At 57.2% G+C, this 26,231-nt stretch carries 25 protein-coding genes; 15 read left to right on the top strand and 10 right to left on the bottom strand.

Translation table 11 applies throughout. The annotated features are described in order from the left end of the window. Positions 1-53: 53 nt before the first annotated feature. The 5 genes from BM181_RS15335 to BM181_RS13650 all read right to left on the bottom strand — a co-directional run bounded on the left by BM181_RS15335 (position 54) and on the right by BM181_RS13650 (position 3,314). Positions 54-215, bottom strand: coding sequence for a hypothetical protein (locus BM181_RS15335; protein WP_177207218.1), 162 nt, complete (start codon positions 213-215; stop codon positions 54-56). Between the two features lie 24 nt (positions 216-239). Beyond that, positions 240-1,103 carry a 4Fe-4S binding protein gene (locus BM181_RS13665; protein ID WP_075445683.1) on the bottom strand — a complete coding sequence of 288 codons (864 nt, stop codon included), beginning with the start codon at positions 1,101-1,103 and terminating at the stop codon, positions 240-242. A 4-nt stretch (positions 1,104-1,107) separates the two neighbouring features. Continuing rightward, positions 1,108-1,248, bottom strand: coding sequence for a CD1871A family CXXC motif-containing protein (locus BM181_RS15645; RefSeq protein ID WP_075445682.1), 141 nt, complete (start codon positions 1,246-1,248; stop codon positions 1,108-1,110). Further along, positions 1,245-1,787 carry a TlpA family protein disulfide reductase gene (locus BM181_RS13655; RefSeq protein WP_075445681.1) on the bottom strand — a complete coding sequence of 181 codons (543 nt, stop codon included), beginning with the start codon at positions 1,785-1,787 and terminating at the stop codon, positions 1,245-1,247. Before BM181_RS13655 ends, BM181_RS15645 begins: the two co-directional genes overlap by 4 nt. 216 nt (positions 1,788-2,003) lie before the next feature. Further along, positions 2,004-3,314 (bottom strand): dicarboxylate/amino acid:cation symporter, encoded by a 1,311-nt coding sequence (locus BM181_RS13650; RefSeq protein ID WP_075445680.1) that lies wholly within the window; start codon positions 3,312-3,314, stop codon positions 2,004-2,006. A gap of 239 nt (positions 3,315-3,553) precedes the next feature. Here BM181_RS13650 and BM181_RS13645 point away from each other — a divergent pair, with 239 nt between their 5' ends. Further along, the gene (locus BM181_RS13645; protein WP_075445679.1) at positions 3,554-5,269 is read left to right on the top strand and encodes a methyl-accepting chemotaxis protein; all 1,716 of its coding nucleotides are present in this window, start codon (positions 3,554-3,556) and stop codon (positions 5,267-5,269) included. A gap of 171 nt (positions 5,270-5,440) precedes the next feature. Then, positions 5,441-5,803 carry a hypothetical protein gene (locus BM181_RS13640; protein ID WP_075445678.1) on the top strand — a complete coding sequence of 121 codons (363 nt, stop codon included), beginning with the start codon at positions 5,441-5,443 and terminating at the stop codon, positions 5,801-5,803. A 66-nt stretch (positions 5,804-5,869) separates the two neighbouring features. Here the strand turns inward: BM181_RS13640 and cobT are convergent, their stop codons facing one another. Together cobT and BM181_RS13630 are read right to left on the bottom strand one after the other, a co-directional pair. Then, the gene (gene cobT, locus BM181_RS13635) at positions 5,870-7,789 is read right to left on the bottom strand and encodes a nicotinate-nucleotide--dimethylbenzimidazole phosphoribosyltransferase (protein ID WP_075445677.1); all 1,920 of its coding nucleotides are present in this window, start codon (positions 7,787-7,789) and stop codon (positions 5,870-5,872) included. Next, entirely contained in the window at positions 7,786-9,981 is a 2,196-nt protein-coding gene (locus tag BM181_RS13630) for a Tex family protein (protein WP_075445676.1), read from the bottom strand. Before BM181_RS13630 ends, cobT begins: the two co-directional genes overlap by 4 nt. Positions 9,982-10,123: 142 nt before the next feature. Between BM181_RS13630 and BM181_RS13625 the strand changes: the two genes are divergently transcribed. The 10 genes from BM181_RS13625 to BM181_RS13585 all read left to right on the top strand — a co-directional run bounded on the left by BM181_RS13625 (position 10,124) and on the right by BM181_RS13585 (position 17,902). Next, complete coding sequence (locus BM181_RS13625; protein ID WP_075445675.1) at positions 10,124-11,059, top strand: DUF4127 family protein; 936 nt, start codon at positions 10,124-10,126, stop codon at positions 11,057-11,059. Positions 11,060-11,134: 75 nt separating this feature from the next. Continuing rightward, on the top strand, positions 11,135-11,284 hold the full coding sequence (locus BM181_RS15330) for a hypothetical protein (protein ID WP_173371358.1): 150 nt from the start codon (positions 11,135-11,137) through the stop codon (positions 11,282-11,284). A gap of 142 nt (positions 11,285-11,426) precedes the next feature. Then, on the top strand, positions 11,427-11,861 hold the full coding sequence (locus tag BM181_RS13620) for a transcriptional regulator PerR (protein ID WP_075445692.1): 435 nt from the start codon (positions 11,427-11,429) through the stop codon (positions 11,859-11,861). A gap of 193 nt (positions 11,862-12,054) precedes the next feature. Then, complete coding sequence (gene rpmE / locus BM181_RS13615) at positions 12,055-12,255, top strand: 50S ribosomal protein L31 (RefSeq protein ID WP_075430831.1); 201 nt, start codon at positions 12,055-12,057, stop codon at positions 12,253-12,255. A 135-nt stretch (positions 12,256-12,390) separates the two neighbouring features. Beyond that, a complete protein-coding gene (locus BM181_RS13610; RefSeq protein WP_075445674.1) occupies positions 12,391-13,293 on the top strand; it encodes a DUF1385 domain-containing protein in 903 nt (300 codons plus the stop codon). Next, entirely contained in the window at positions 13,283-14,350 is a 1,068-nt protein-coding gene (prfA, locus tag BM181_RS13605; protein WP_075445673.1) for a peptide chain release factor 1, read from the top strand. Before BM181_RS13610 ends, prfA begins: the two co-directional genes overlap by 11 nt. After that, complete coding sequence (prmC, locus tag BM181_RS13600) at positions 14,350-15,231, top strand: peptide chain release factor N(5)-glutamine methyltransferase (RefSeq protein ID WP_075445672.1); 882 nt, start codon at positions 14,350-14,352, stop codon at positions 15,229-15,231. The genes prfA and prmC overlap by 1 nt, the downstream gene beginning before the upstream one ends. Positions 15,232-15,288: 57 nt before the next feature. Further along, on the top strand, positions 15,289-16,350 hold the full coding sequence (locus BM181_RS13595) for an L-threonylcarbamoyladenylate synthase (protein WP_075445671.1): 1,062 nt from the start codon (positions 15,289-15,291) through the stop codon (positions 16,348-16,350). Between the two features lie 95 nt (positions 16,351-16,445). Continuing rightward, on the top strand, positions 16,446-17,162 hold the full coding sequence (locus BM181_RS13590; protein ID WP_075445670.1) for a hypothetical protein: 717 nt from the start codon (positions 16,446-16,448) through the stop codon (positions 17,160-17,162). A 29-nt stretch (positions 17,163-17,191) separates the two neighbouring features. Then, positions 17,192-17,902, top strand: coding sequence for a hypothetical protein (locus BM181_RS13585; protein ID WP_075445669.1), 711 nt, complete (start codon positions 17,192-17,194; stop codon positions 17,900-17,902). A 77-nt stretch (positions 17,903-17,979) separates the two neighbouring features. On the opposite strand, the gene BM181_RS13580 is transcribed toward BM181_RS13585, so the two are convergent. Genes BM181_RS13580 through BM181_RS13570 form a run of 3 tightly spaced genes read right to left on the bottom strand, consistent with a single transcriptional unit; the run spans position 17,980 to position 21,277 of the window. Next, complete coding sequence (locus BM181_RS13580) at positions 17,980-18,822, bottom strand: menaquinone biosynthetic enzyme MqnA/MqnD family protein (RefSeq protein WP_075445668.1); 843 nt, start codon at positions 18,820-18,822, stop codon at positions 17,980-17,982. Continuing rightward, positions 18,819-19,793 (bottom strand): glycosyltransferase family 2 protein, encoded by a 975-nt coding sequence (locus BM181_RS13575; RefSeq protein WP_075445691.1) that lies wholly within the window; start codon positions 19,791-19,793, stop codon positions 18,819-18,821. The genes BM181_RS13580 and BM181_RS13575 overlap by 4 nt, the downstream gene beginning before the upstream one ends. After that, a complete protein-coding gene (locus BM181_RS13570) occupies positions 19,793-21,277 on the bottom strand; it encodes an ArnT family glycosyltransferase (RefSeq protein WP_075445667.1) in 1,485 nt (494 codons plus the stop codon). Before BM181_RS13570 ends, BM181_RS13575 begins: the two co-directional genes overlap by 1 nt. Positions 21,278-21,484: 207 nt before the next feature. On the opposite strand from BM181_RS13570, the gene BM181_RS13565 reads away from it, so the two are divergent. From BM181_RS13565 to BM181_RS13555, 3 genes are read left to right on the top strand one after another with little or no spacing between them, the layout of a single operon-like run. After that, positions 21,485-21,967, top strand: a complete 483-nt coding sequence (locus BM181_RS13565) for a MarR family winged helix-turn-helix transcriptional regulator (protein WP_075445666.1) — start codon at positions 21,485-21,487, stop codon at positions 21,965-21,967. Continuing rightward, positions 21,954-23,048 (top strand): efflux RND transporter periplasmic adaptor subunit, encoded by a 1,095-nt coding sequence (locus BM181_RS13560; protein WP_075445665.1) that lies wholly within the window; start codon positions 21,954-21,956, stop codon positions 23,046-23,048. The genes BM181_RS13565 and BM181_RS13560 overlap by 14 nt, the downstream gene beginning before the upstream one ends. Further along, the gene (locus BM181_RS13555; RefSeq protein WP_075445664.1) at positions 23,048-26,092 is read left to right on the top strand and encodes an efflux RND transporter permease subunit; all 3,045 of its coding nucleotides are present in this window, start codon (positions 23,048-23,050) and stop codon (positions 26,090-26,092) included. Before BM181_RS13560 ends, BM181_RS13555 begins: the two co-directional genes overlap by 1 nt. The last annotated feature ends 139 nt before the right edge of the window (positions 26,093-26,231 follow it).

Below are 26,231 nucleotides of genomic sequence, written 5' to 3'. Positions count from 1 at the left end.
AAAATGCATAGCAAGCATTTTGACCACACCTTCTTTTTTGTCAAGTAATCTTTTTATTTCCCGCCCTTTCGCCATGGGCATACGCCGTCTTTGCAGTCATTATCGCTTTGCTGATAGCTGCTGCTATTGGGCGCATCACTCTCTGCTGCCATGGCTGGAACAGCTGCCGCCATAACCAGCAAAGCCAGCAGCAGGGCACAGATTTTCTGTTTCATACGCATACCTCCTTCTGTCGTACTTCAATGCGTATTCGTAGCAGTCTTAGCCTTGGGCGCCTTGATTCCCAGATGCAGGGCTTTTTGCGGGCAGGCCTTGACACATTGGCCGCACATGATGCACTCTGGGGAGTGAGGTTGCGCTGCCGGGTTGATGTCCATAGGACAGACTTTGTGGCAACGGCCGCAGGCTACACAGCTTTTTTCATCCAGGTGCAGCCTGCAAATACTGACGGAATTCAGCAGGCCATAAAATGCCCCCAATGGGCAAAGCATTTTGCAAAAGAAACGGCTGATAAACAGGCAGCCGATGACTACCGCCGCCAATATAACCGCTTTCAAGACAAACAAACCGCCGATAGCTTGCCGGTACTCTGCATGCGTCAGCAGCAGTGGCACAGCTGCTTCCAGTGTACCTGCCGGGCAAATGTATTCGCAGAAGGCCGGTGCTCCCACACCATTGAGCATGAGGAGCAGTACTGGCAATAAGAGGACAAAGACTGCCAGCAGCAAGTATTTCACATAGCGCAGCGGCGGAAATAGCTGCCTTTTCGTCACGGGCACCTTGCTAAGCAAATCCTGCAACAGACCAAAGGGGCAGAGAAAGCCACAAGCCAGCCGTCCCCAGAGCACACCGAGCAGCAGCAAAAAGCCGCCGGCATAAAAGCTGAACCCATAACCAGCCGTTCCTCCGGCTGCCTGCAGCGCGCCCAGCGGGCAGGACAAGGTGGCTGCCGGGCAGGAATAACAATTGAGCCCGGGGGCGCACAGATTCTTGGCACTGCCCTTGTAGAGCCGGCCGGAAGCAAGATTCAGCAATTGTTGGTTGGTGAGTACGGCCGCCAGCAGCTGCACAAACCGGCGATTAACAGAATGGGTGATATTCATCGGTTCACCCCAATCCTATGCATTCCATACACACGCGCACAGCCTTCTGCCAAATTATATGGGCCTCACCGCGCCACAGTCCCCAGAGTATGCAGCCGACTGCCAGAGCCAATAGCAGGCTGCGGGCTTTGCCCAGTCTGGTCACTTGAGATACCTCGCAACTTGCTGTTTGTACTTAGCTACATCAGCGCCTACGACCTTTTCGCCGACGACATTGCCGTCAGAATCCACAAAGATGGTCGTGGGGACAGCATCTTCACGTTCCAGATATTTCAATAAGTTATCGTCAGGCAGAATATTTACAAAGCTGACGTTGGCTTCGTTTAAGATCTTTATAGCTGCTGCTTTTGTTTCCTTATCGTTGGGGCCGCTGGCATCACATACAATGCCGATAATCTGTGCATCTTGCGGCATTTCTCTAGCCCATTTTCCCAGCTCGGGCATTTCTGCAATGCAAGGTGGGCAGAAGGTTCCCCAGATATTTACGACAGTGATTTTCTTGCCTTTGAAAATATCCTGCGTAACGGGATTGCCCGCTACATCTACCGTTTGGAACGCCGGGAACTTATTGCTGTTTGCCGTTTCCTGGGCAGGTTTGCCAGTTTCCGCCGAACAGCCTGTGGCCAGGAAAATGGCCGAAAAAGCTACCATTGAGATCAATAGGGCCTTGAACAGTTTGTGCATACTGATTCCTCCTCGTTCTTACCAGCAAGATCCTCTCATCCTGAAAAATACCTTCTATCCATTATTATCGACGAAAAAATTTTTTCCTTAAAAAAACAGGCAGCCAACAAGCCTTGCGGTGCCGGCTGCCTGAGCAGATCGATCAGCTGTCTGTTCTTTATATCCCGCAACTGCGAAAAGTGTGTAGGGGAATATAAAGTTTTTTTTGCGAATATTTCAAGAAAGGGAATTTGCAGGCGCTTGGGGAGCAAGCTTGCCCTTGAGGTCATGGTCAGTCATGGCGCATACGGAGGCATCCGACCAGACGTTTTCTGCCGTCTCGATCATGTCGATGATCGTGTAGATGGGCAGGATGACACCCATAAGGCCAATGGGGGCCCCAATCGAGCTCATGAGGGAAAGGGTCAAAAAGTAGCAGCCCATCGGGACGCCGGCATTGCCAACGGCAGCGAGGACGGCGATAAATACCCAGGAAATCATCGTGCCAAGCGATAGCTCGAAGCCAGCATTCTGCATTACGAACAAAGAAGTCACGAGGATAAAGGCCGCGCAGCCATTCATATTGATGGTCGTGCAGATCGGCAGGACGAAGCGTGATACGCGCGTATCCGCCTGGAGATTCTGTTCAGCGGAAGCCAGCGTCACGGGCAAGGTGCCGGCCGAGCTTTTGGTGAACAGGGCGACGGCTATTGCCGGGCTCATCTTCTTGAAGACGTCGATGGGGTTCAGGCCGCGCAACAGCAGGAACAGCGGCAGCACGACGAAGAACTGGATGGCGTTGCCGCCGAGGACGACGGCAACGTATTTGCCAAGGGCGCCGACGATGACACCTGCCTGGATCTGGGCGGCGAGCTGGCCGGAGAAGGCCAGGATGCCGGCAGGCAGGGCCCAGAGAATCGCCTTGATCAGCGTGAACAGCAATTCCTGTATTCCGTAGAGCCCTTTGATCAGGACGGTGCGGTTCTCAGTCTGGGGCATAAAGGCCAGGGCCAAACCCACGGACGCCGCGATGATCATGACCGAGAGGACATTGCCGGCCAGGAAGGGCTGCAGGATATTGTTCGGGATGACCGAGAGGATATGGTCATAGTAGGAAAGGGAGCCGACCTTGTCGAGGGGGACGGCGGCTGTGCCGGCGCCGACTACTTCGGCGGGCAGGTTGCCCGGGGCGATCCAGAGGTAGAGTGCGAGGCCGACTGCGGCGGCGGAAAAGGTCGTCAGCAGGGTATAAGTCACTGCATGGGCGAAGATCGTCTTGGTTTCCCGCTTGCCGCCGAGGGCCGAGAGCGTCGTGATGACGGCAAGTGCGATGGTCGGCACGGCGATGAACTGGAACAGCCGCGTAAAGACTGTGGCAATGAAATCAAACAATTCATTCAAGGGCGCCAGCCCGAGGGTGCCGAGGATGCCGCCGAGAATCAAAGCGCCGAACCAGAGAAACATCTGCCGGCGGCTAGCGCCGGGCTTGTGCTGGCGCAAGGCTTCTTCGCGGGCCTGGTCGACACGGTTATTGTGTTCGTTTGCCATAAGAATACCTTCTTTCTTGAATAAGAAATGATAAATCATACATGTTTAATATGTTTACATTATATAGACACTTTAAGCGCATGTCAATAGGAAAGTGTAAAAATATTAGCGGTAAGGGAGGAATTTACTATAAGAAAAACTTATATATGTTATAAGTAGAAAAGAATAGTGAGCTTTTTTTTGCAATGGTAAAATAAAATTGTTATAATAGAAACCTATCATTTTAGGAGGTGCAAGAAATGGGATTATTTGATAATCTGAAGGTAGCTTATAAGCTGATGATGATTGTTGCCGTGGCTGCGATCGCCATGCTGGGCATCAGCTTCACGGGCTATCGTTCGCTGAGCAATGCGGATAACGCAATGAACAGCATGTATCAGCATGAGATGAAGGGCGTGCAGCAATTGGGAACTGCTGTGGAGTACAGCCGTGTCATGATGGTCAAGACCTTGCAGATCGTGACGCTGCACGATAATGCTGACCGCTTGAAGACGGTATCTAAACAGCAGAAGGAAGCTGCGGACAACGTCGAGAAGGCTCTGGCTGAGTACAAGGAAACCGTCAAGGGCATGCCGATCGAGGATATCAGCGAGATCGATGCGCAGTGGGCGAACTACAAGAAGGTCATGACACATGTCATCGAGCTGTCGAATCAGGGCAAAGCGGCCGACGCCTTGGCTTATTATGAGAAAGAAGGCTCGCCGGCAACGCGCGGCCTGCGCGATGCTTTCCATGGCCAGCAGCAGCGCGTCAACGAGCAGGCGGAGGCCAGAGAGCAGGCCAGCCGGGATGCGAATAGCAGTGCTTTGATGCTCATCATGATTGTCACACTGATTGCGCTGGTGGTGCAGGTGGTTGGCAGCCTGATGACGGCGCGCAATATCACGACGGCACTCGATTCGATGCGTGCGGTCTGCGAGAAGCTCCGCGATGGCGACTTCCGCGGTTCGGCAACGGCTTTGGATCGCGGCGATGAGTTCGGTCATCTGTCCGGTGTCCTGGCTGATATGCAGCATAAGCTCGCAGCTTACATGAAGGGTGTTTACAAGGCTATCCAGGATATCAGCGATTCCTCGGGCAACCTCAAAGAGGCTTCGCTGCAGTCCGCGCAGGCTTCGGTACAGTCGGCTGAGGCCGTCGGTGAGGCTGCGCATATCGTCATTGAGCAGGAAGAGAAGCTCAAGGCCAGCCAGGAACTGCTGGACAAGGTCAATGCGTCCATCCAGACGATGCGTGCCCATGCTGGCGAGGTTTCGGAAAACTCCTTGACGGCAGCTGGCGAGGCGGCACAGGGCAACAAGGCACTGGCTGACTCGGTGCGTGAGATCCGCGATGTCGAGTCTACGGTCAGCAGCACGGCTGAGATGGTCAGCCGTCTGGGCAGCCGCTCGGGTGAAATCGGAGCAATCGTCGATACGATCTCGGAGATTGCCAGCCAGACGAACCTGCTGGCACTCAACGCTGCCATCGAGGCAGCTCGTGCTGGCGAGCAGGGCCGTGGTTTCTCCGTTGTCGCCGAGGAAGTCCGCAAGCTCGCTGAGCAGTCGGAAGAGGCAGCGCAGAAGATTGCCGGCCTTATCAATGCGATGCAGCAGGATACGGCTGAGGCTGTCGATTCGATGAAGCAAGGGTGCGATGCTGTCGTCACCGGTGCGAAGTCGGTCGAGGAGCTGCAGGCGGTATTTGAGCGCATCCATGAGCTCGTACAGTCCGGTGCAGCTAAGACCAAGGAAATGGATGCAGCAATTCGTCAGGTCAATGCGGATGCGCAGAACATCTCCGATTCGGTGGCGGAAATCAACGCCAAGGGCCGTGAGATTTCGGAGCATATGGAGTCGGTTTCGGCAGCTACCGAGGAGCAGTCCGCTTCGTCGGAAGAGATCGCCTCGGCCAGCGACACGCTTTCGCATATGGCTGCGGAGCAGAAACAGGCATTGCGTCAGTTCAAGTTCTGACCCCAAAGGTAAATATATGTTTTAGCATCTCGTGCTGCGCAGCTGCTGGGCGTATCGTCCTGTTGGCTGCGCAGCATTTTTAGCTTGTACATTTAGAACCATTAATGTTATAATTTCTCATGGTTGGCCCTATTATGGGCCTTTTTTACTATCAAAGAGGAGAGAATAGTTATGAAGAAAAATAAAGCGATAAAAGGGCTTATCCTTGCAGTAATGTTGGTCATGGCTTTGTCCAATGTTGCCCAGGCGGCGTCTCATCTGTTTGAGATAGAAAATCATATCGGCTATACGATTCACAAGATCTTTGTCAGCCCCGCCAAAACGAACAACTGGGGAAAGAGCATCCTCGGTTCGGATACGCTCAAGAATAATGAGCTCGTTGGACTGCGTATGCAAGACACGGGTGTGCCGTCTTATGATTTGAAGGTATGTTTCGCTGATGAATCTGCTATCGAATGGTACGATATCGATTTGATGAAAGTGGATAAAATCATACTAAAAGAGGATGGCACGATTGCTGTGGTTATGAAGTGAATGATGAATAAATGAGAGTAAAAAAGCAGTTCAAAATGCATTTACATTTGAACTGCTTTTTGTGTGTCATTGTTGCTGCCGGCCGGCACCGGGGCCGTCGCTGGCGACGGCTACTTTTGTTTCCGCGAAGGTGCGCATGATGTTCAGCATATGCATGGCTGCTTCGGTGATGCCAAGGCCAAGGCTGGCGATGATGCCACCGGGCAATGTGATATCTGTCAAAAGCATTGCTGGCTGGACATGCAGGATATAGGGGCGCACAGCGGGGCATAAGAGCTCGGTGTAGCGCGCGATGATTTCCGTGGCTTCGTCGTCTAGCAGGATGAAGCTGCTGTTATGCGCGGCGGCGATTATCGCACCGATTATGGCGCTGACTGCAGGCTGATATGTTTCCGGTGTTTGCTGCAGGAACTCGTCAGCAGCGTAGCGCAGGCTGCCATCTTCTTTGAGCAAGGCGGCGCGCAGCTCGCTGGCGGCCGTGCCGAACGGTGCATCTTCGTCGATTTCCGTCAGCGACAGGCCGAGCAGCGGATAGGACAGCGACAGGAGCTCGGCATGCTCACGGCCGAAGTCAAAGGCCGCGGTAGGCGGCAGTCCGTCGCGCAGGTGGGCCAGTGTGACTTCGGCACCGGCATGGGTGGCAAAGGCCGCGGTGAGCTGCGACTGCAGCGGGCTCGTGTGCCGGCCGGTGAAGACCAGCAGGGCTCTGTCCATGCCGCATTCGGGCAGCTCGTCGCCGATGATGCCGGCGAGCTCGACGGCAATCTGCTCAAGGTAGCCGAGGCTGTAGATGGGCTTGGCGAGGTTATCGATACGCTGCTGGCAAAGCTCCATCGCTTGATGGTCGAGATCCTGCATCGTGCGCAGGTAGAAGTCGAAGGTCTTATCCGTAATCTTCGGGACCGTATGACGCATGTATTCGTGATGGAATGGCGTCTCGATCGGGTCATGGGGCAGCTTGTCGAGGACATCCCAGGCTGTGAGCACGGCGTCGAGCATGGCGGCCGCAAGGCTTGAGCCGCAGGCTTCGCCGAGCTTGAGGTCGAGGTCCATGAGCGGTTCGAGCCCGAGCTTCTTGAGACTGTGGACATGGGATTTTTCTGCGCCCAGATGGGAAGCAAGCAGATAGTCTGTGCAGTCGGGGGCCAGTGTCTGGGCAATGAGAGCGGCGGCTGCGGTGTTGGCGCCGTCGAGGATGACGGCGCATTGGCGGGCGGCTGCGCCGAGAATCAGTCCTGCAATAGCGCCCAGTTCAAAGCCGCCGACTTTGGCAAGGATATCGAGACCGTCATGCGGCCTTGGCTGGTTGATGGACAGTGCCTGCTCGATGACGCTTGTCTTCTTTTGCAGGCGTTCGTCGGAGATGTTTGTGCCGCGTCCGGTGACATCGGCGGCACAAAGGCCGCAGCAGACAGCTGTGATGGCTGCACTGGCTGTGGTATTGGCGATGCCCATCTCGCCGGGCAGCAGGCAGTCGAAGCCTTCGTCAATGACTTGGTTGGCAATGCTGATGCCTGCCTCGATGGACTGCCTGGCCTGCTCGCGTGTCATTGCGGGGCCTTGGGCCATATTGGCGGTGCCACTGGCAATGCGGGCATCGATGAGGTCGGGAATGTCACTGGTGTCAGCGGCTATGCCCATATCGACGATGAGCAGTTCGGAACCGCAATAATCAGAAAAAGCGTTGGCAGCACCGCCGCGGCTGATGAGATAGTTGCGGGTCATCTGCACAGTCGTTTCGGCTGGATAGGCACTGACTCCTTCGGCAGCAACGCCATGGTCGGCGCAGGCGATGATCGTGCACTTTTCTGGCGGCTGGGGATGGCGCTTTCCGGTTATGGTCAGATAGCGCAGCAGCAAATCGCGCAGGCGGCCAAGGGCGGCAGCATCGCCCTCGAGTACCTGCTGAAGGCGGGCGGCTGCGTCAGTGGCCGTCTCCTGGCTGGCCGGCTGGATGACGGCGATAGTTTGTTCGAGAAGGCTCATCCGATCTGGGCCTCCTTTGGGACTTGTTTTAGCGATAAGCCGATGCGGTTGCGCTTTTCATCGATGCTGATGACCATGACGTTTAGGACATCGCCGATCGAGAGCACATCGAGCGGATGCTTGACGCGTTTCTTGGACAGCTCGGAGATATGGATAAGACCGTCCTGGTGCAGGCCGATGTCGACAAAGGCGCCAAAATCCGTGATATTGCGCACGGTACCGCGCATGATGGTGCCTGGCTGGATGTCGGATAGCTTGACGATGGCCTGCCGTGTCAGCGGGGCTGGCAAATCCTCGCGGGGATCGCGGCCGGGCTTGATAAGGGCTGCAAGGATGTCCTTGACTGTCGGCTCGCCGGCGTCGAGTTCCTTGGCAAGCTTGGCACAGTCGACGAGTTTGCTCTTGGCGGCAAGCAGGGCGAGCTGATCTTTGTCGTTGAGGTCTCTAAGGTCAAAGCCGAGTTTTTCTAGAATCGCTTCAGCGAGCTTATAGGATTCGGGATGGACAGGGGTATTATCCAGCGGCAATTTGCCACTGGCAATGCGCAGGAAACCCGCGCATTGTGTGAAAGCGGCAGGGCCGAGCCGTGGCACCTTGAGCAATGCACGGCGGTTTTGGAAGCTGCCGTTCTCGTTGCGGTAGGCGACGATGTTCTTGGCAATCGTCGCATTGATGCCTGCGATGTGCTTCAAAAGGGCAGCTGAGGCCGTGTTGAGATCGACGCCGACATGATTGACGGCACTTTCGATGGTTGCATCGAGGGTATGCGTAAGTTCCTTTTGATTGACGTCATGCTGGTACTGGCCGACACCGATGGCTTTGGGGTCGATCTTGACAAGTTCGGCGAGGGGGTCCTGTACGCGGCGGGCGATCGATACAGCGCCGCGGATGACGACATCGTATTCGGGCAGTTCCTCCTTGGCCAGCGCCGAAGCCGAGTATACGGAGGCACCGGCTTCGTTGGCGATGATGTAGTGGACATCGTCGAGGGCGTTTTCGCGGATGAGTTCCGCGGTGAACTGCTCGGTTTCATAGGAGGCTGTGCCATTGCCGATGGAAATCAGTGTGACGTGATGCTTGCGGATGGAGGCCAGCACAGTCTGGGCTGCGGCAGCCTTGGCACGGTCGCTCTGGGTAATCTGCAGGACACCATAGTCGAGTACCTGTCCTGTCGCATCGACAATAGCCATCTTGCAGCCATTGCGGTAGCCGGGATCGAGGCCCATGACCGTGTGACCGGCGAGCGGGGCCTGCAGCAGGAGCTGGCGCAGGTTGGCACCGAATACCTTGATGGCCTGGGCTTCGGCAGCTTCTGTGAGCTGGCTGCGGATCTCGCGTTCGAGCGCGGGCAGCAGCAGGCGCTTATAGCCGTCAGCGATGGCAGCTTGCAGGCTTTCCTCCCAGATGGATGGCTGGCGGTGGATGCTGTTATAGATGCGGCGGCAGTTTTCTTCATGATCGGTTTCGAGTTTGACCTTGAGTGCGCCCTTCTTCTCGCCGCGGTTGATGGCGAGGATGCGGTGGGAGGGCAGGGTATGTACAGGTTCGCGGTACGCAGCGTACATCTCGAGTACCTGCTTGTCCTCTTCTGCCGCATCATCGGCAAGGCTGGTCGTAAGGACAGCCGTGTTCCAGAGGCGCGTGCGCATCTTCTTGCGCAGGGCCGCATCTTCCATCGTGGTTTCGGCAACGATATCCATCGCGCCAGCCAGTGCGTCCTCTGCCGTTTCGATGCCCTTGGCCGCATCGATGAACTTTGCGGCCTCGGCAAGTGCGGTTCCCTTGGACTGCGCTTGCAGCATCATGGCATTGGCGAGCGGCTCCAGGCCAGCCTCACGGGCAATCTGGGCGCGCGTGCGTTTTTTCTGCTTGTAGGGCAGATAGAGATCCTCGAGGTCTTGCAGTTTCGTAGTCTTTTCAATGGCCGTGCGCAGTTCGTCCGTAAGCTTGCCTTGCTCCTCGATCTTGCCGAGGATCTCCTCCTGGCGCTTGACGAGGTTGCGCAGATAGGCAAGGCGCTCTTCGAGCACGCGCAGCTGCTCATCTTCGAGTGAGCCCGTGGCTTCCTTGCGGTAGCGGGCGATGAAGGGCACCGTGTTGCCGTCATCGAGCAGCTCGATGGCCGCCGTGACCTGTTTCGGGCGGACGTTCAATTCTTTCGCGATGACCGCGCTGATATCGTTTGTAAGCATAGCGTAAGTACCAACTTTCTGTCGTAATGTCTTCATTATAACACAAATAACGTGGCGGCCGATGGCAGGTTTTTGGCAGGGCGATGTCGAATTAAAGAGCAAACACCGAGAGGATAGTCTATGCGGCCAATGAGGTGGAGCTATGAAAACGATAAGGATGATTTTGGCTGCTGTCCTGGCCGGGCTGTTCAGTCTGCTGGCCGTGGATGCATCCTTGGCAGCAGCCAAGGGAAAACTGCTATTTGTCCCATACGATAACTGCGCGCTGGCAGATCAGGCGGCGGTGGAGCGCCTCCGCTCCCGTGGCTATGAAGTCCTGCTGCCACCGGCTGAGCTCCTGAGCGATGGCGCTGCTTGTCCGGGGCAGCCGGACAAGCTCTGGGCCTGGGTGCGGGCAAACATCGGCACCGCCGATGCCGCGATGGTGTCTGCCGATGCCCTGCTCTACGGCGGCCTGGTACCGTCGCGCCGCCATGAGCTGCCAGAGCCCTTGCTGGCGGCGCGCGTAGCGCAGTTTGCCGTGCTGCACCAGAAGTATCCGGACATCCGGTTCTATGTGTTCGGGTCCCTCATGCGGACGTCGGGGGATGCTGCGGCAGGCCGCGGCGGTCCCGACTACTATCTGGAGTACGGGGATGATATCGTTGCGGCTACGGCGCTGGTGGACAAGCAGGAGACCCAGGGGCTGACCCGGGCCGAGCAGGCCGAGCTCAGCCGGCACATGAATGCCGTTCCGCCGGATGTCTGGCAGGACTGGCAGGCGCGCCGCGACAAGAATCTGTCGATGAACCGCTGCCTGATCGACTATACGCGCAAGGGGGTAGTGCGCCATTTCGTCATCGGGCAGGATGATACGGCACCACTGTCGCAGACTCAGCGCGAAGGACGTATCCTCACGGCCTATGCCCAGGGATTGCCAGCGGGGAAATTCCAGCTGCTGGCGGGTGATGCGCCGGTGGATGCGGTGCTCGTATGCCGGGCCGTCCAGGATCTTGCCGGCAGCAAGCCGGCCAGATGCCTATGCTTGCCGGCTGCTTCCATTACTGAATTTTATCGTGACAATACCTTTGAAACATGATAAAATAACTCCAAAGTCAGGGAGACTTATTCATAGGGATTTATACGTACATATTGTGAACATGGAGGGATTGCGATGAAGAAGATGAGGAAGAGCATCAACTGGAATCATGACTATGTTTGCTATGAGCGCAAGGTACAGACGCGGCGGGCCGAATGGCTGATGCGTCGTGCGGCCGCAGTAGAGACTGGTCAGGTTGAGCGCAAGAAGACGGAAGTTGCATAAAACACAAGGGAGCTGCGGCGCGCGGCTCTCTTTTCTTTTGCCTGGATATTGACAAGGCGTGCGGAGATAAGATAGAATAAATACAAATAGATAATCATTATTTGTTAGTTTGTGAGCAAGAAAGGATTTTGTCATGAAGGCGATGCTCAAACCCCAGGAAGTGACGGCGCTGCTCCGCGAGCGCGGCTTCAAGGTCACACCGCAGCGGCTGGCTGTCTATCGGGCGCTTTCGCATACCACGGCGCATCCGAATGCCGAGATGCTCTACCGGGAGCTGCAGCCTTACTATCCGACGATGAGCCTGGCGACGGTCTATAAGGCCCTGGCGATCCTCTGCGAGGTCGGGCTGGCGCAGGAGCTCAATGTGGGCGAGGATGCTTTCCGCTATGATGCCAATACGGCGACCCATCCGCATGTGCGTTGCACCTGCTGCGGCCGCGTCGACGATATCATGGGGAATCTGGATGCGGCAGACGTCGAGCAGCAGGCGGCTGCTGCGACGGGCTATGACATCACGGCGCATCAGCTGTACTTCTTCGGACTTTGCCCTGCCTGCCAGAATGCGAAGAAACACTGATCGGTGATGGATTTTCCCTTGCATCCACTGTTTCTGCGTGATATAATATTCCAGTACTGGACGTACTGACGTCTGGTTCCAAGTCAAAAACTTGACTGGCTTTACCCCGACGGGGAGCTAGGTCTAAACCAAGCTTGCGCATAGCTTGCTTGTATCAATTCCCAGTTTCTTGGGGTGAAAGCGAGGTGTAATAATGAAACAGGGTATTCATCCGGAATACTTCGAGGCTAAGGTAACTTGCGGCTGCGGCAACACGTTCACGACGGGTTCCACGGTTCAGGAGCTTCGCGTCGATGTCTGCTCCAAATGCCATCCGTTCTTCACGGGTCGTCAGCGTGACGTACAGGCAGGCGGTCGTATCGAGAAGTTCAACAAGCGTCTGGCCAAGAAATAATCGCACGAACGGTAAAGCAGAGCAGAGCAATCTGTTCTGCTTTCTTTTATTATGCGGCTACTATGAGGCAATTCATAATATTGAAATAATCGGTATTCCCGAAAAAAGGAGGAAGTACCATTGAGTGATAGATTGATGGTTGGCGGCCAGGCCGTCATCGAAGGAGTCATGATGCGCGGGCCCAAGCTGACGGCGACGGCTGTGCGCGACCCGAATGGCAGGATACAGGTGGATGTGAATCCCGTCCATTCGATCACGGAGCGGTTCCCCATCTTGAAGCGTCCTATGCTGCGCGGTTCGGTAGCGCTTATCGAGTCGCTGGTCATCGGCATGAAGTCGCTGTCCTATTCGGCCCAGATGGCTGGCGATGAGGACGAGAAGCTCACGGAACGGGAGATGGCAGGTACTATCGTGTTTGCCTTAGTACTGGCGAGCATCCTGTTCATCGCCATTCCGACCGGGGCGGCAAAATTTTTCCATGACATCACCAGCGACCCGTTTTGCCTGAATCTGCTCGAAGGGTTCCTGCGGCTGGCGATTTTCCTGCTATATATCTGGGGGATTTCGCGTATGAAGGATATCCGCCGTGTGTTCCAGTATCATGGGGCAGAACATAAGACCATCCATTGCTACGAGGCAGGGCTGCCGCTGACGGTGGAGAATGTGCAGCAGTTTTCGCGGCTGCACCCGCGCTGCGGGACGAATTTCCTGCTGATTGTCATGCTCGTGTCGATTTTCGTGTTTGCGTTTTTGGGCTGGCCGTCGCTTATTGAGCGCATCGCGAGCCGCATCCTGCTGCTGCCGGTAGTGGCAGGACTCTCGTATGAGCTCATCCGGCTGGCCGGCCGCAGCCAGAATGCCATCATCCAGACGGCCATCAAGCCGGGCCTGTGGCTGCAATATCTGACGACGCGGCCGCCGGAGGATGATATGGTCGAGGTGGCCATCGAGTCGTTGAAGGCCGTGCTGCCTGAGGAAGAAATCGTGGCGGGGACCGGCGAATATATCAGAGTAGAGGGAGAATGTTGTGCTGAGTAAACTTCAGGCTGTTGAGGACAAATATTTGGAGCTCGAGTCGCTGATCAGCGATCCCGACACCATCCAGGACATCGACCGCTGGCAGCGATACAGCAAGGAACACGCGAGCCTGACACCGGTCGTCGAGAAGTTCCGCGAATACAAGCGCGTGGTCACAGGCATCGCTGAGGACAAGGCGATGTTTGACGAGCCCCTTGACGATGAGATGCGCAAGATGGTCGAGGAGGAACTGGCGGAGCTCACGGCCCAGAAGGAAGTCCTGGATCAGGAGCTGCCCATCCTGCTGCTGCCGAAGGACCCGAACGATGACAAGAATGTCATCGTCGAGATCCGCGGCGGTGTTGGCGGGGAGGAAGCGGCCTTGTTTGCCGGCGACCTGTTCCGCATGTATTCGCGCTACGCGGAGAAGCAGGGCTGGCGCACGGAGCTCATCGATGCGAATGCGACCGAGATCGGCGGTTTCAAGGAAGTCTCGTTCATGGTGACGGGCTTTGGGGCGTACAGCCGTCTCAAGTATGAGAGCGGCACCCATCGCGTGCAGCGCGTGCCGGTCACGGAGTCGGGAGGGCGCATCCATACCTCGGCGGTCACGGTGGCTGTGCTGCCCGAGGTCGAGGATGTCGAGATCGACATCAACCCGAATGACCTGCGCATCGATACCTACTGCGCTTCCGGGGCAGGCGGCCAGTACGTAAACCGTACGGAGACGGCCATCCGCATCACCCATCTGCCGACGGGCATCGTCGTCCAGTGCCAGGATGAGAAGTCCCAGCTCAAGAACAAGGAGAAGGCGATGAAGGTGCTGCGCGCGCGCATCCTCGACCAGGCACGCCAGCAGCAGGAGGATGCCGTGGCCGCTGACCGCCGCAGCCAGGTGGGGTCGGGCGACCGCAGCGAGCGCATCCGTACATATAATTTTCCGCAGGGCCGCGTGACCGATCATCGCATCGGCCTGACCCTGCATAAAATCGATGCCGTGCTCGGCGGTGAGCTGGATGAGATATTGAATGCGCTCATCACGGCGGATCAGGCTGAGCGGCTGAAACAGGTGAAGTAATGGCAGACAGCAATCAGATATGGACCATTGGCAGAATCCTCAAATGGACGGAGCAGTACTTTGAGCAGAAGGGCGTGGAATCTCCGCGCCTCGATGCGGAGGTACTGCTTTCCCATCTGCTGGACAAGCAGCGCATCTATCTCTACGTGCATTTCGATGAGCCGCTGCAGGCAGAGGAACTGGCCGCGTATCGCGAGATGGTGAAGCAGCGTGTGAATCATGTGCCGGTGGCGTACATCATCGGCGAGCGCGAATTCATGGGGCTGACGTTCAAGGTGACGCCGGATACGCTCGTCCCGCGCCCGGATACGGAGATACTGGTGCAGGCGGCCGTCGAGCGGCTCAAGGCTATGCCGGCAGGCGAGGTGCGCTTTGCCGACATCGGTACCGGGACAGGCGCAGTCTGCCTGTCGGTGCTGAACTTCACGCCGCTGGCCAAGGCGGATACCGTCGACATCAGCCCTGCGGCGCGGGCCGTGGCTGAAGAGAATGCCGCAGCCCTCGGGCTGGCAGACCGCATCGTCTTCCATACGGGCGACCTGCTGGCCCCCATCAAGGAAAACAGCTATGCGGCGATTCTGTCCAACCCGCCCTATATCCCCGAGGCAGACATTGCGGGGCTGGCTCCGGAGGTCCGCTGCAAGGAGCCGCTGACGGCCCTGTCTGGCGGTACGGATGGGCTGGATTTCTACCGCCGTCTCTGCCAAGAGGCACCGGCGATGCTCGTGGACGGCGGATTCATGGCCTTCGAGGTCGGCATCCATCAGGCACAGGATGTCGCGGCTCTGGCCGCAGCGAACCCGCTGATCGGCAGGACAGAGATCATCAAGGACTACGCCGGCATCGAGCGCGTGGTCGTAGCATGGAGACAAGCGGAATAAGGAGCGCCCATCCCTGGAGCGGGACGAGCGCCGGCTTGGTAAGCGAGGTGTGGCATTTTGGATACGAGAATTGTGAAGATAGAAGATGTGAAGGCGCAGAAGGCCACTTTGCAGCAGGCAGGCGAAATCCTGCGGCAGGGCGGTCTTGTGGCCTTCCCGACGGAGACGGTCTACGGGCTCGGCGCCAATGGCCTTGACGGTGATGCCTGTGGGCGGATTTATGATGCCAAGGGGCGTCCGTCGGATAATCCGCTGATCCTGCATGTGGCGAACCGTTCGATGGTCGATCAGGTCGCCGTGCAGGTGACGCCACTGGCGGAGAAGCTGCTCGCGGCCTTCTGCCCCGGGCCTATCACGCTGATCTTGAAGCGCCGCGCCCTCGTACCGGACCGCATCACCGGCGGCCTTGACACGGTAGGCGTCCGCATGCCCGAAAACGATGTTGCCCGAGCGATGATAAAGGAGGCTGGCGTGCCGGTCGCTGCGCCCTCGGCCAACATCTCAGGCCGGCCCAGCCCGACGACTGCTGCGGCCGTGGCCCGCGATATGGATGGGCGGATCCCGCTGATCCTCGATGGCGGCGCCTGCCGCTTCGGTGTCGAATCGACAATTGTTGACTGCACGGGCAGCAAAGCCGTCATCCTGCGCCCTGGCGCGGTGACGCGCGAGATGCTCGCCGAGCTTATCGGCGAGGAGGCTGTCGCTCTCGACCCTGCGCTTGTCGGGGCAGACGCAGTGCCCAAGGCGCCGGGCATGAAGTATACGCATTATGCGCCCAAGGCTCCGCTGACTCTTATCGAGGGCATGCCGACGCGCATGGCCCGCGCCTTCCAGCGGGAAATCGGGCGCCTGCAGGCCGAGGGCCATACGGTGGGGGTCATCGCGAGCCACGAGGTCCTGCAGGAGCTTTATGATCTGGTGCCGGCAGATCTCATGGCCGACTATGGTCATCAGCAGGATTTGCCGGCCATTGCGGCCAATATCTATGAAGCTTTACGCAGCTTTGATGATAAACCAGCCGATGTCCTGCTTGGCGAAGGTACGACGGAAGACGGGCTGGGACTTGCCATAATGAATCGGCTGCACAAGGCCAGCGGTTTCCGTACGCTTATGGCATGATGCGATTTTTAGGAGGAGAGCAGGAACAGCCCTCCTTTTTGTCGTATATAAAAAATGGAAGAGAGTAAATGGGATTCTGGGAAAGGAGCCTGACGATGGGGAAAATCAAATATGTGATCGTGGCGGTGCTGGTCCTGGCTGTAGCCGGTGGAGCTGGATATCTGATGGCTATCCACTATCATCAGACGCGGGAGATTGTGCAGGCCGAGAAAGATAAGCAGGAGGCAGCAAAGGAGGCAGCCCGCCAGGAAAAGGAAGCCAAGGAGGCCGCGCTGCGGGAGAAGGCGCGCAAGAAGCAGGAACTTCTCGATAAGCGGCTGGGCCGTGCCGAGGAGCCGGATCAGGTCATCCGCGGGCTGACGGCCGATATGGAGATCTCCCAGGGGGAGGATGGTGCGACATATTATCGCTATGCAGACCCGACGGAGGATGGTATCTTCTTCCAGCCCTATCTGGTGCGGGGCGCAGACGGCGTAGCTGTCCTGCATGTCATCCTGCGTCATCGCGGCCACCGGCCGATGGGCTTTCAGGGGGTAGACCTCCAGCCGACGGCTGATGCGATCTATCATATCCGGGCTCAGGTGCCTGTCGCGACGACCCAGACGGAAAGCGGCATCATGGAATGGTGCGACCAGCCCGTCGATGCGGAGACCGGCAAGGCCATGCGTGAGATCAGCGATGTGCTGGCGGCAAAGATCACGATGCCTGGCGTCGAGGGCGGCTCGAACGACGACCGCATGCTGACGGCGACCGAGGCGAAACGCATCCGGAACATCCTGGAGCTGGCTGATCGCCTGAACGGCAAAGAGTAAATGCGTGCAGCAGAAAGGAAGCAGCAGTTATGGAGTTATTTCCACCACTTGTGGCTGGTGTATTGATTGTATTGATCGGCGTGCTGAGCGTGGTATCGCTGGTCGGCGTGGCGTATAACTGGTCGGTCATCATCAGCGGCCGCAAGCAGTTCAACAAGATCGCCGAACTGGAAAAAGAGGTGGCAGCCCTCAAGCAGGATGTCAAGGTGCTCAAGGCGCGCTTGTCCGCTGAGGCGACGGCAGCGCAGGCCGAGGCCGAAGCCAAAGAAGCGGAACAGGCGCTGGAGCAGGAGGCTATCCTGGCTGAGAAGCAGAAGGAAGTCTGGCATGCGTTCCTCGCAGACTACAACAATCTGGCGGCCAGCATGGATGTGCCCAAGGCGCAGCAGGCCTGCGAGGCCTTCGTCAAGACCAATGAGCTGGAGGTCTTCGTCTGCACCGACCATGCGGCGCAGGAGAATGGGCAGGCCATGCCGCAGTTCGCGGCCGTCGAGGATATCGCCCAGAGCACCTATTGGGCGTGGCCGGTTCCTGAGGCTGTCGGGGCCTATATCGTCGTGCCGAATCCCCTGCATCCTTATGATCAGCAGCTGCATAACGAGGGTGGCATGAAGGAGACCTTCGCCTCGAATTACGAGCAAGGAGAGTGCCGGGAGATACAGGTCCGCCTGCCGGCGAAATTCCAGAAGCGCAACGGGCAATGGAAGATCATCCAGCCTGGCGTTATCCGCATCAAATGAAGAACAGCGGAATAGAAAGGGAGCCAGTGCAATCTATCGCTAGATTGCACTGGCTCCTTTTTTTGCCTATATGATTTTCAGCTGCGCTGCACATCTGCCAGCTTGATGGTGGGGATGTGCTCGATGAGATTCATCTGGTGCGCGAGGTCGTAGAAGGTGCGCAGGCCGTCGAGGTATTCCTCGGTGAGCTCCCAGCGGATGGTCGGGCCGAGGTAGTCGTCGAGCTGCTCGTAGGTGAACGGCTTGCCGGCAAGGATCGACTCGATGGCCTCGCGCTTGTGGGCAAGACCGTTCTGGAAGGCATGGTGGATGCGGTCGTAGACGAGCTGGAGCAGCGCGGGATTCTGCGCTGCAAAATCCTTGTTGGCGACCCAGAGTGCATAGACCATCTTCTTGCCTGTCATCTGCTTCCATTCGTGGCCGAGATCGTAGTAGTAGAGGTCTGGCTGCTGATGGTGGTAGAGCCAGAGCGCGTCATCGCCGATCAGCAGCGATGCGGCTGCATCCTCGGGAATCGGATCCTCGGGCGTTATATGGCGCACGTAGTAGTTCGGGATGGCACCATAGGCACCGCGCAGGATGATTTTGAGCAGGCAGTGGGAGGTGGCCGATTTGGCCGTCAGGATGATCTTGTCATCGCGCAGGTCGCCGATCGGCTTGCGCGAGACGAGCAGGATGCTCTGCACGTCGCCATCGCTGCTCACGCAGACATCCGGCAGGACGACGAGCTCCTCGCTGTCACGGGCATAGATGATGGAGGAGACATTGCTGACGTCGAGCCGGTGATTGACGATATCGTTGTTGAGGACTGCCGGTACGCCGCGGGTGATGGCAAGGCCCTGGTCAGCACCGTGTGCGTAGCTCCAGGTCAGCGGCAGGACATTCAGGAAATTGATATGTCCGACTCGTGGGCAAGTCATAGACGTTCCTCCTTGCTGATGGCGAATCTGTTGTTCTGATCGCGCGGTTTGCCGCGTTCGATCAAGTAGAGCGGCCGGCGCTTTGTCTCTTCGTAGGTGCGGCCGAGGTACTCGCCGATGAGCCCGAGAACCAACAGCTGCATACCGCCGAAGAACAGGATGCAGGCCATGATGCTCGGCCAGCCGGCTACGGTAGCTTCCTGCACGAATGTCTCATAGAGGACGTGCAGGATGAGCAGGAAGCTGGCAAACATGGAGGCCACGCCGGCGTAGAGGCCAATGCGCAATGGGAAGGTCGAGCAGGTGAAGACGCCGTCGACGGCCAGCCGCAGCATCTTCTTGGGCGAGAATTTCGACACGCCGGCAAAGCGCGGCGGAGCCGTGAAATGTACCTGTATTTGATTGAAGCCCATAGAACCGATGATGCCGCGGATGAAACGGGCGTGTTCGCGGTAGTGACGGAAAGCGACAACGGCCTGATGATCCATGAGCCGGAAGTCAGAGCCGCCAGGCTGGACCGGAACCTCGGAAATGATATTGAGCAATTTGTAGTATCCGGCGGAGGTCAATTTCTTGAGCCAGGAGGCATCCTCGGTGGCTTCGCGGATGGTCTGGACGATGTCATAGCCCTGATTCCAGTAATCCAGAAGCGTCGGGATCAGCGCTGGCGGGTGCTGCATGTCGCCATCCATCGTGATGACAGCATCGCCGTCAGCGTGATCCAGACCGCAGGTAAGCGCCAGCTGATGGCCGGAGTTCTTGGCCAGGAAAATCGGCTGGACATGGCTGTCCTGCTGCTCGAGTTCGAGCAGGATTTCCTTGCTGTTATCGGTGGAGCCATCGTTTACGAAGATGAGCTCCCAATCGTAGTTGAGCTTGGCCATTTCCTCACAGATTGCTGCATAAAAATGACGCAGGTTGTCCGATTCATTATATACGGGCACTACGATAGACAAACTGCTGCCTCTCATCATTTGTCATTGCTTCCTTTCTGTTTGGCTGCTTCGTCGGGGATGATCATTTCGACGATACTGTAGGCGTCGAGGGTGCGCAGCGTGCGCAGCTCGGCACGGGGCAGGGCTTTCTTGAGGTTGTCAGCGCGGTCATTCTGTACGGTGACGATGATGGGCTCGCCTACCGGCAGGTCTTCATAGGCCATGAACGGCATGACATTCTTGGCGTTCCAGCTGATGTCGCCAGGTTTGGCTTTCTCGATGTCGGCGCGCCAGCCGAGGTCGGCGATGTTCTCATGATAATAGAAGACCGTCGAAGTCTGATAGTCGCCGCAGTTCACGACGAGGCGGTGCTCCGGATTCAGCTCCTTGAGGGCCTCGGCCGTCTGGCGGCCGGAGCGCTGGTCGCAGAGCGGCATGGCACCGGCGAAGGTCAGAATCATATAGAGCACCCAGGCACCAGCGGCGACCTTCTTGACCATCGTGAGGCGCTCGCTGAGCAGGACGCCGGCGAGGATGGCCAGCGGCAGGAACGACGGCTGCGTGTAGGTCAGGTATTTCGTCGCCATCATCTGGAACAGGAAATTGACCAGGAAGGCCCAGAGCAGCAGGAAAATCGTGGGTTCGCTTACGGCGCGGGCACGGACTTTTTCGCGCAGTTCCTGCCAGCGTTTCTTGATCTGGTAGAGCATGATGAAGGACCAGGGGCAGAAGCCCAGCAGGAAGATCATCGTGTAGTAGTACCAGACGTCGTCGCGGCTATGCTCGGCGACGGTGGCGCGCAGGAAATTGTGCACGCCGAAGAAGTTGAGGATGAAGTCCTGGCCGTGCAGCTGGTACATCTGATAGTACCAGTAGCCGCCGACGGCGCAGAAGATGGCAAGCCCCGGCAGCCACATCATGCGTAATAGCTCGCCAGGACGCTTGCGGATGCAGAGGAATACCAGCAGGATGAGCCCCGGCATCAGAATGCCGATTGGTCCCTTGGTCAGCGTGGCCAGTCCTGCAAAGAAGAAGGAGCCCAGATAGAGACGGCGGTTGCCGCTGCTGTAAGCCAGGTAGAAGGTGACCAGCACGGCGTTGAAGAAGAAGACAAAGGCCATGTCGGTGATGACGGCACGCGACAGGTAGAAAAAGCCTGTCGTCGTGGCAAAGACGAGCGCCGAGCAGATAGCAGTCTTGGCGCTATAAAGCTTCTTGGCAAACCAGTAGACGAGGCCGACATTGAGGAACGCGAAGACCGCCGGGAAGAAGCGGGCGGCGAATTCGTTGACGCCGAACAGCTTGAAGGCGAGGATGAGCTCCCAGTAGAAGAAGATCGGTTTATCGTACCAGTAGTTGCCGTAGATGCGCGGCGAGATGAAGTCGCCCGATTCGAGCATCTCACGCGCGGTCAGCGCGTAGTTTGATTCTACCGGATCGGTGATGGCCAGCCAGGCATTGCCGGCGAGCAGCAGGATGATAAGGGCCAGCACAGACAGCCGGAATTCTTTCTGATTCATTATATTTCATGTACCTCCTAAATGCGTACTCTCTCGAAAGTTTAGTTTAGCAAATCTTAATATATCTAGCAAGTATATATATATTAAGGTCGGATTAATAAGCCTTATATGATTGACTTTTATTATCATTTTTAGTAAAATTATTTGATAAAGTCAACAACATACAAACCTTATTATATACTACGGAGTGGTGGGAGGAATACGTTTATGGATGATTATGTAAATGTTGGACGCTGGTTTTCCATCCTGCATCGGCGATCGCAGCTGTTTGTGGTGGAGGCCTGCCAGAAACTTGACCTTACCTTTTCGGAATACATCATGCTGATCCGCATCTTTGATCATGAGGGCGCAAAGCAGGATGAGCTCGCGAGTATGCTGTATCTTGACAAAGCGGTAGTTACGCGGACGGTAAACCTGCTGGAGGGCAAAGGTTTCATCTATAGGGAAGTCGATCCGGCCGATCGCCGTGTCAAACATATCTTCCTGACTTCGTATGGCAAGGAGCAGCATCAATTTTTGCGCAATATCATCCAGGGCTGGGTGGACTATCTGGTCCGCGATATGAATCCCAACGAGATCCATACCCTGTTCAATGGATTTAACGAGCTTGTCACGCGTGCCTGCGCGGCGAACATCGTGGATTTAGCAAAGAAAGTGCCGACAGGAGGCGAGGTTCATGAAAGGCTATAAGCTATGTGCGGCGGTTTGCCTGCTGGCAATGATGAATCTGGTATTTGCTGGCTGCGGCAGCAAGGAGCAGGAGCAGGAGCGGGCACCACTGGTCAAGACCCAGCAGGCGGATAGCAGTTCGCTGGCGGATAACAGCTCATATTCGGGGACTGTCCGCGGCAGGTATGAGACGAATATGTCGTTTCAGGTCGGCGGGCAGATCATCAGCCGCAATGTGCAGGTGGGCTCGTCTGTACGCGCCGGCGATGTGCTCATGACGATCGACAGCCGTGATGTCGTGCAGAAGTCCAATCAAGGGGATGCCCAGGTGGCTCAGGCGCGGGCCCAGCTTGACCTTGCGCAACGCAATCTTTCCCGCTACAGCCAGCTGTATCAGGAAAATGCTGTGGCTGCGGCGACGCTTGACCAGTATCAGGCTAATTACGATGCGGCGTTTGCAGCCTATCAGAATGCACTGGCCCAGGCGGCGCAGGGACATAATGCCATGGGCTATACGAATCTCACCGCCGGGGCAAATGGCGTCGTATCATCCATCACGGCCGAGGAGGGCCAGGTGGTAGGTGCTGGCCAGACGGTGCTGACGCTCGTGCAGACAAACGAGCTGGAGATTGAAATCCAGGTGCCGGAGAACCGCGTGGCCGGGATTGCCGTAGGCGATCGGGCGGTTGTCAAGTTCTGGGCGATCCATGACCGGGCTGAAGGTGTAGTGCGTGAAATCGCGCCGATGGCGGATAGCGCGTCCCGCACCTATCGCGTGCGCGTGTCAGTGCCGGAGCCGCCAGCTGGTATGCAGCTTGGCATGACGGCCAATGTTGCCCTGACGCCGAAAGCTGCCGCCGAGGATGCTGGCAGTGCGGGCACGGCGCTTTTGCCGTTGTCGGCCATCTATCAGGATGGCGATACGCCGCAGGTCTGGGTGGTCGGTGATGATCATACGGTTAGCCTCAAGCCGGTTACTGTCGAGAACTTTGGGGATAATCAAGTCCTGGTACAGGGACTGGCGCCCACGGATCTGGTGGTCACGGCTGGCGTGCATAAGCTGCGTGCAGGGCAGAGTGTGCGGACGGAGGCGGCTGACTGATGACGAATCTGACAGAAATATCGCTGAAGCATCGGGCGCTGGTCTGGTACTTCATCATCATGACGGCCATCGGCGGCGTGGCAGCGTATTTTCAGCTGGGCCGCATGGAGGACCCGCAGTTCACCATCCGGCAGATGGTCATCACGGCGGCTTGGCCGGGCGCGACGGCCGAGCAGATGCAGGAACAGGTAACGGATAAGCTTGAGAAGAAGTTCCAGGATGTGCCGGGCCTTGACCATATCAACAGTGAGACGCGGGCGGGCCAGACGGTCATCTATGTAGCCTTGAAGCCTGAGGTGTCCAAGGAGCAAATCCGCCCCATCTGGCGCGACGTCCATAATTTTGGCGAGGCAGTCAAGAAAGATCTGCCTGAGGGCGTCTATGGTCCGTATTACAATGACCGCTTCGATGATGTCTATGGCTCGATCTATGCTGTGACCGGCGATGGCTACAGCTATGAGGAGCTGCGCCAGTATGCGGAGAAGACGCGCCGTGACCTCCTGCACATCCCGAGCGTGCAGAAGGTAGAGCTCATTGGCGAGCAGCCGGATGTCGTGTATGTCGAGCTGCAGCGCGATAAGATCGCTGAGCTGGGCATCAATCCGCAGATTATCGCCAATGCGCTCAAGACGCAGAATAATATGACGGCGACTGGTGAGGTGGAGACGAGTACCAACGATGTCTTCCTGCGTGTCAGCGGTGTTTTCGATGATATCGATGCCATCCGGGAGATGCCGATCAATGCCAATGGCAAGGTGCTTCGCCTTGGCGATATCGCCCGCGTGCAGCGCCAGTCCATCGACCCGGCGAAGCCAAAGATGTATTTCAATGGCGAACCGGCTATCGGCATAGCTGTGTCGATGGAGGAGGGCGGCAATATCCTGGAGCTCGGCGAGCAGCTGCGGCAGGAGATCGGCAAGATCCAGCAGGAAGTGCCGGTGGGTCTGGAGATCCATCAGGTTTCCGATCAGCCGAAGGTCGTCGATGGCTCCATCCATGACTTCGTCAAGACATTGGTCGAAGCCATCGTCATCGTGCTTGCGGTCAGCTTCCTGTCGCTGGGCGTGCGCACAGGCATGGTCGTTGCGGGGTGTATTCCGCTGGTACTTTGCGGCGTTTTCTGCATCATGTATATGGCAGGCATTGATTTGCATAAGGTGTCGCTGGGCGCGCTGATCATTGCGCTGGGCTTGCTGGTCGATGATGCCATCATTGCCGTGGAGATGATGAGCGTCAAGCTGGAGATGGGGCTGAACCGATTTGATGCGGCCTGCTATGCGTTCCGGGCAACGGCCAAGCCGATGCTCACCGGCACGCTGATCACCTGCGCCGGCTTCATCCCCGTGGCCTTTTCGGAGGGCCTGGCCAGCGAGTTCTGCCGGGCACTGTTCCCAGTCATTGCTACGGCGCTGCTGCTATCCTGGCTGGTGTCAGTCATGATTGCGCCGCTGTTTGGCTATCATTTGATACAGGTCGAAGTCAAAACGGATGAAGCGGGTAAGTTCGATCCCTATCAGAGCAAGTTCTACCGCTGGTTCCGCGAGGTGTTGGTCTGGTTCCTCGACCATCGCCGGCTGGTGCTGGGGGTCACGGCAGTCCTATTCCTCGTATCAGTGGGAATGCTGAAATTTGTCAAACAGGAATTCTTCCCGACGTCGACCCGTCCGGAGGTGCTCATCGAGCTCAAGCTGCCCGAAGGCTCCTCGATGGCGGCCACGCAGGAGGTCTGCGACCGCATGTCAGACTGGCTGCAGGCGCGGCAGGACTTGCTGGCTAACTATTCGTATTATGTTGGCCGCTATGCGCCGCGTTTCGTGCTGACCATCGACCCGAAGGCAGAACGCGATAATGCCGCGCAGTTCGTGCTCGTGGCAAAGGATACAGAGGCACGTGAAAAGCTGACGGAGCAGCTGAATAAGGCCTTTGCCGATGATTTTGCCGATGTCCGGGCGAAGATGCAGTTCATCCAGACGGGGCCGCCAGCGGCCTATCCGGTTATGCTGCGCGTGACGGGCTATACGTCAGATCAGGCCAAGGAACTGGCGCGCAAGGTCGCAGATATCGTCGCCGAGGACCCGAACAATTATAACGTCAATATGAGCTGGGGCGATAAGAGCAAGGTCATGCATTTAGAACTTGACCAGGATAAATTGAACTCGCTCGGCGTCAGCAGCCAGGCGGTTTCCCAGCAGCTCTATACGTCAATTACCGGTGCTACGGCTGCCCAGTTCTATGCGGGCGACCGCACCATCGATATCAAGCTGCGTCTGGCGAGCGAGGACCGGCAGGATCTGTCGAAAATAAAGAGCCTGCCCATCTATCTCGGGCAGGCTGGCTACGTGCCGCTGGAGCAGCTCGCAAAGATTTCGTATGAGGCAGAGGACGGCTATATCGAGCGCCGTGATCTGATGCCAACGGTTACGGTGCAGGCCGAAATCCATGCCGGGACGGCGAACGATGCGACGCAAAAGGCTTTTGATGCCACCAAGGAGCTGCGTGAAGACTTGCCGTTTGGCTGCCGCATCGAGCCAGCTGGTGCCTTGGCTGACAGCAAGGACAGTGCAGGGTACTTGATGAAGCCGATACCGATGATGATCTTCATCATTATGACGCTGCTGATGTTCCAGCTTGGCAGTGTCAAGCAGATGGTACTGACGGTGCTTACTGCGCCACTGGGCATCATTGGCGTCAGCTGGGGCATGTTGCTGACAAATTCAGCTATGGGATTCGTGGCGGAGCTTGGCATCCTGGCGCTTTCCGGTATGATTATCCGCAACTCGGTCATACTGATCGATCAGATCCAGAAGCATCTGGCCGATGGCGAGACGCCGTGGGATGCCGTGGTTGACTCGGCCATCCTGCGGTTCCGTCCCATCATGCTGACGGCGGCCGCGGCGATCCTCGGCATGCTGCCGCTGATGTTCAGCCGCTTCTGGGGGCCGATGGCAGTGGCAATCGCCAGCGGCCTGCTCGTGGCGACGGTGCTGACGTTGCTGGTGCTGCCGGCGATGTATGCCGTGGCGTATAAGGTCAAAAGAGAATAGAAGGGGATTGCCCTGTCATAAATGGAGGAGGTCCGCTGACACAACGATGTCAGCGGACCTCCTCCATTTGTGTGACCAAGCGATAACTTGCAGTTTGTAATTACCAGGAATTTATTCGTAGAATACCGCGCCGCCGGGC

The organism is Pseudoselenomonas ruminantium (assembly GCF_900113715.1).
Classification (GTDB): Bacteria; Bacillota; Negativicutes; order Selenomonadales; family Selenomonadaceae; genus Selenomonas_A; species Selenomonas_A caprae.
This window is presented reverse-complemented; position numbering and strand designations above follow the sequence as displayed.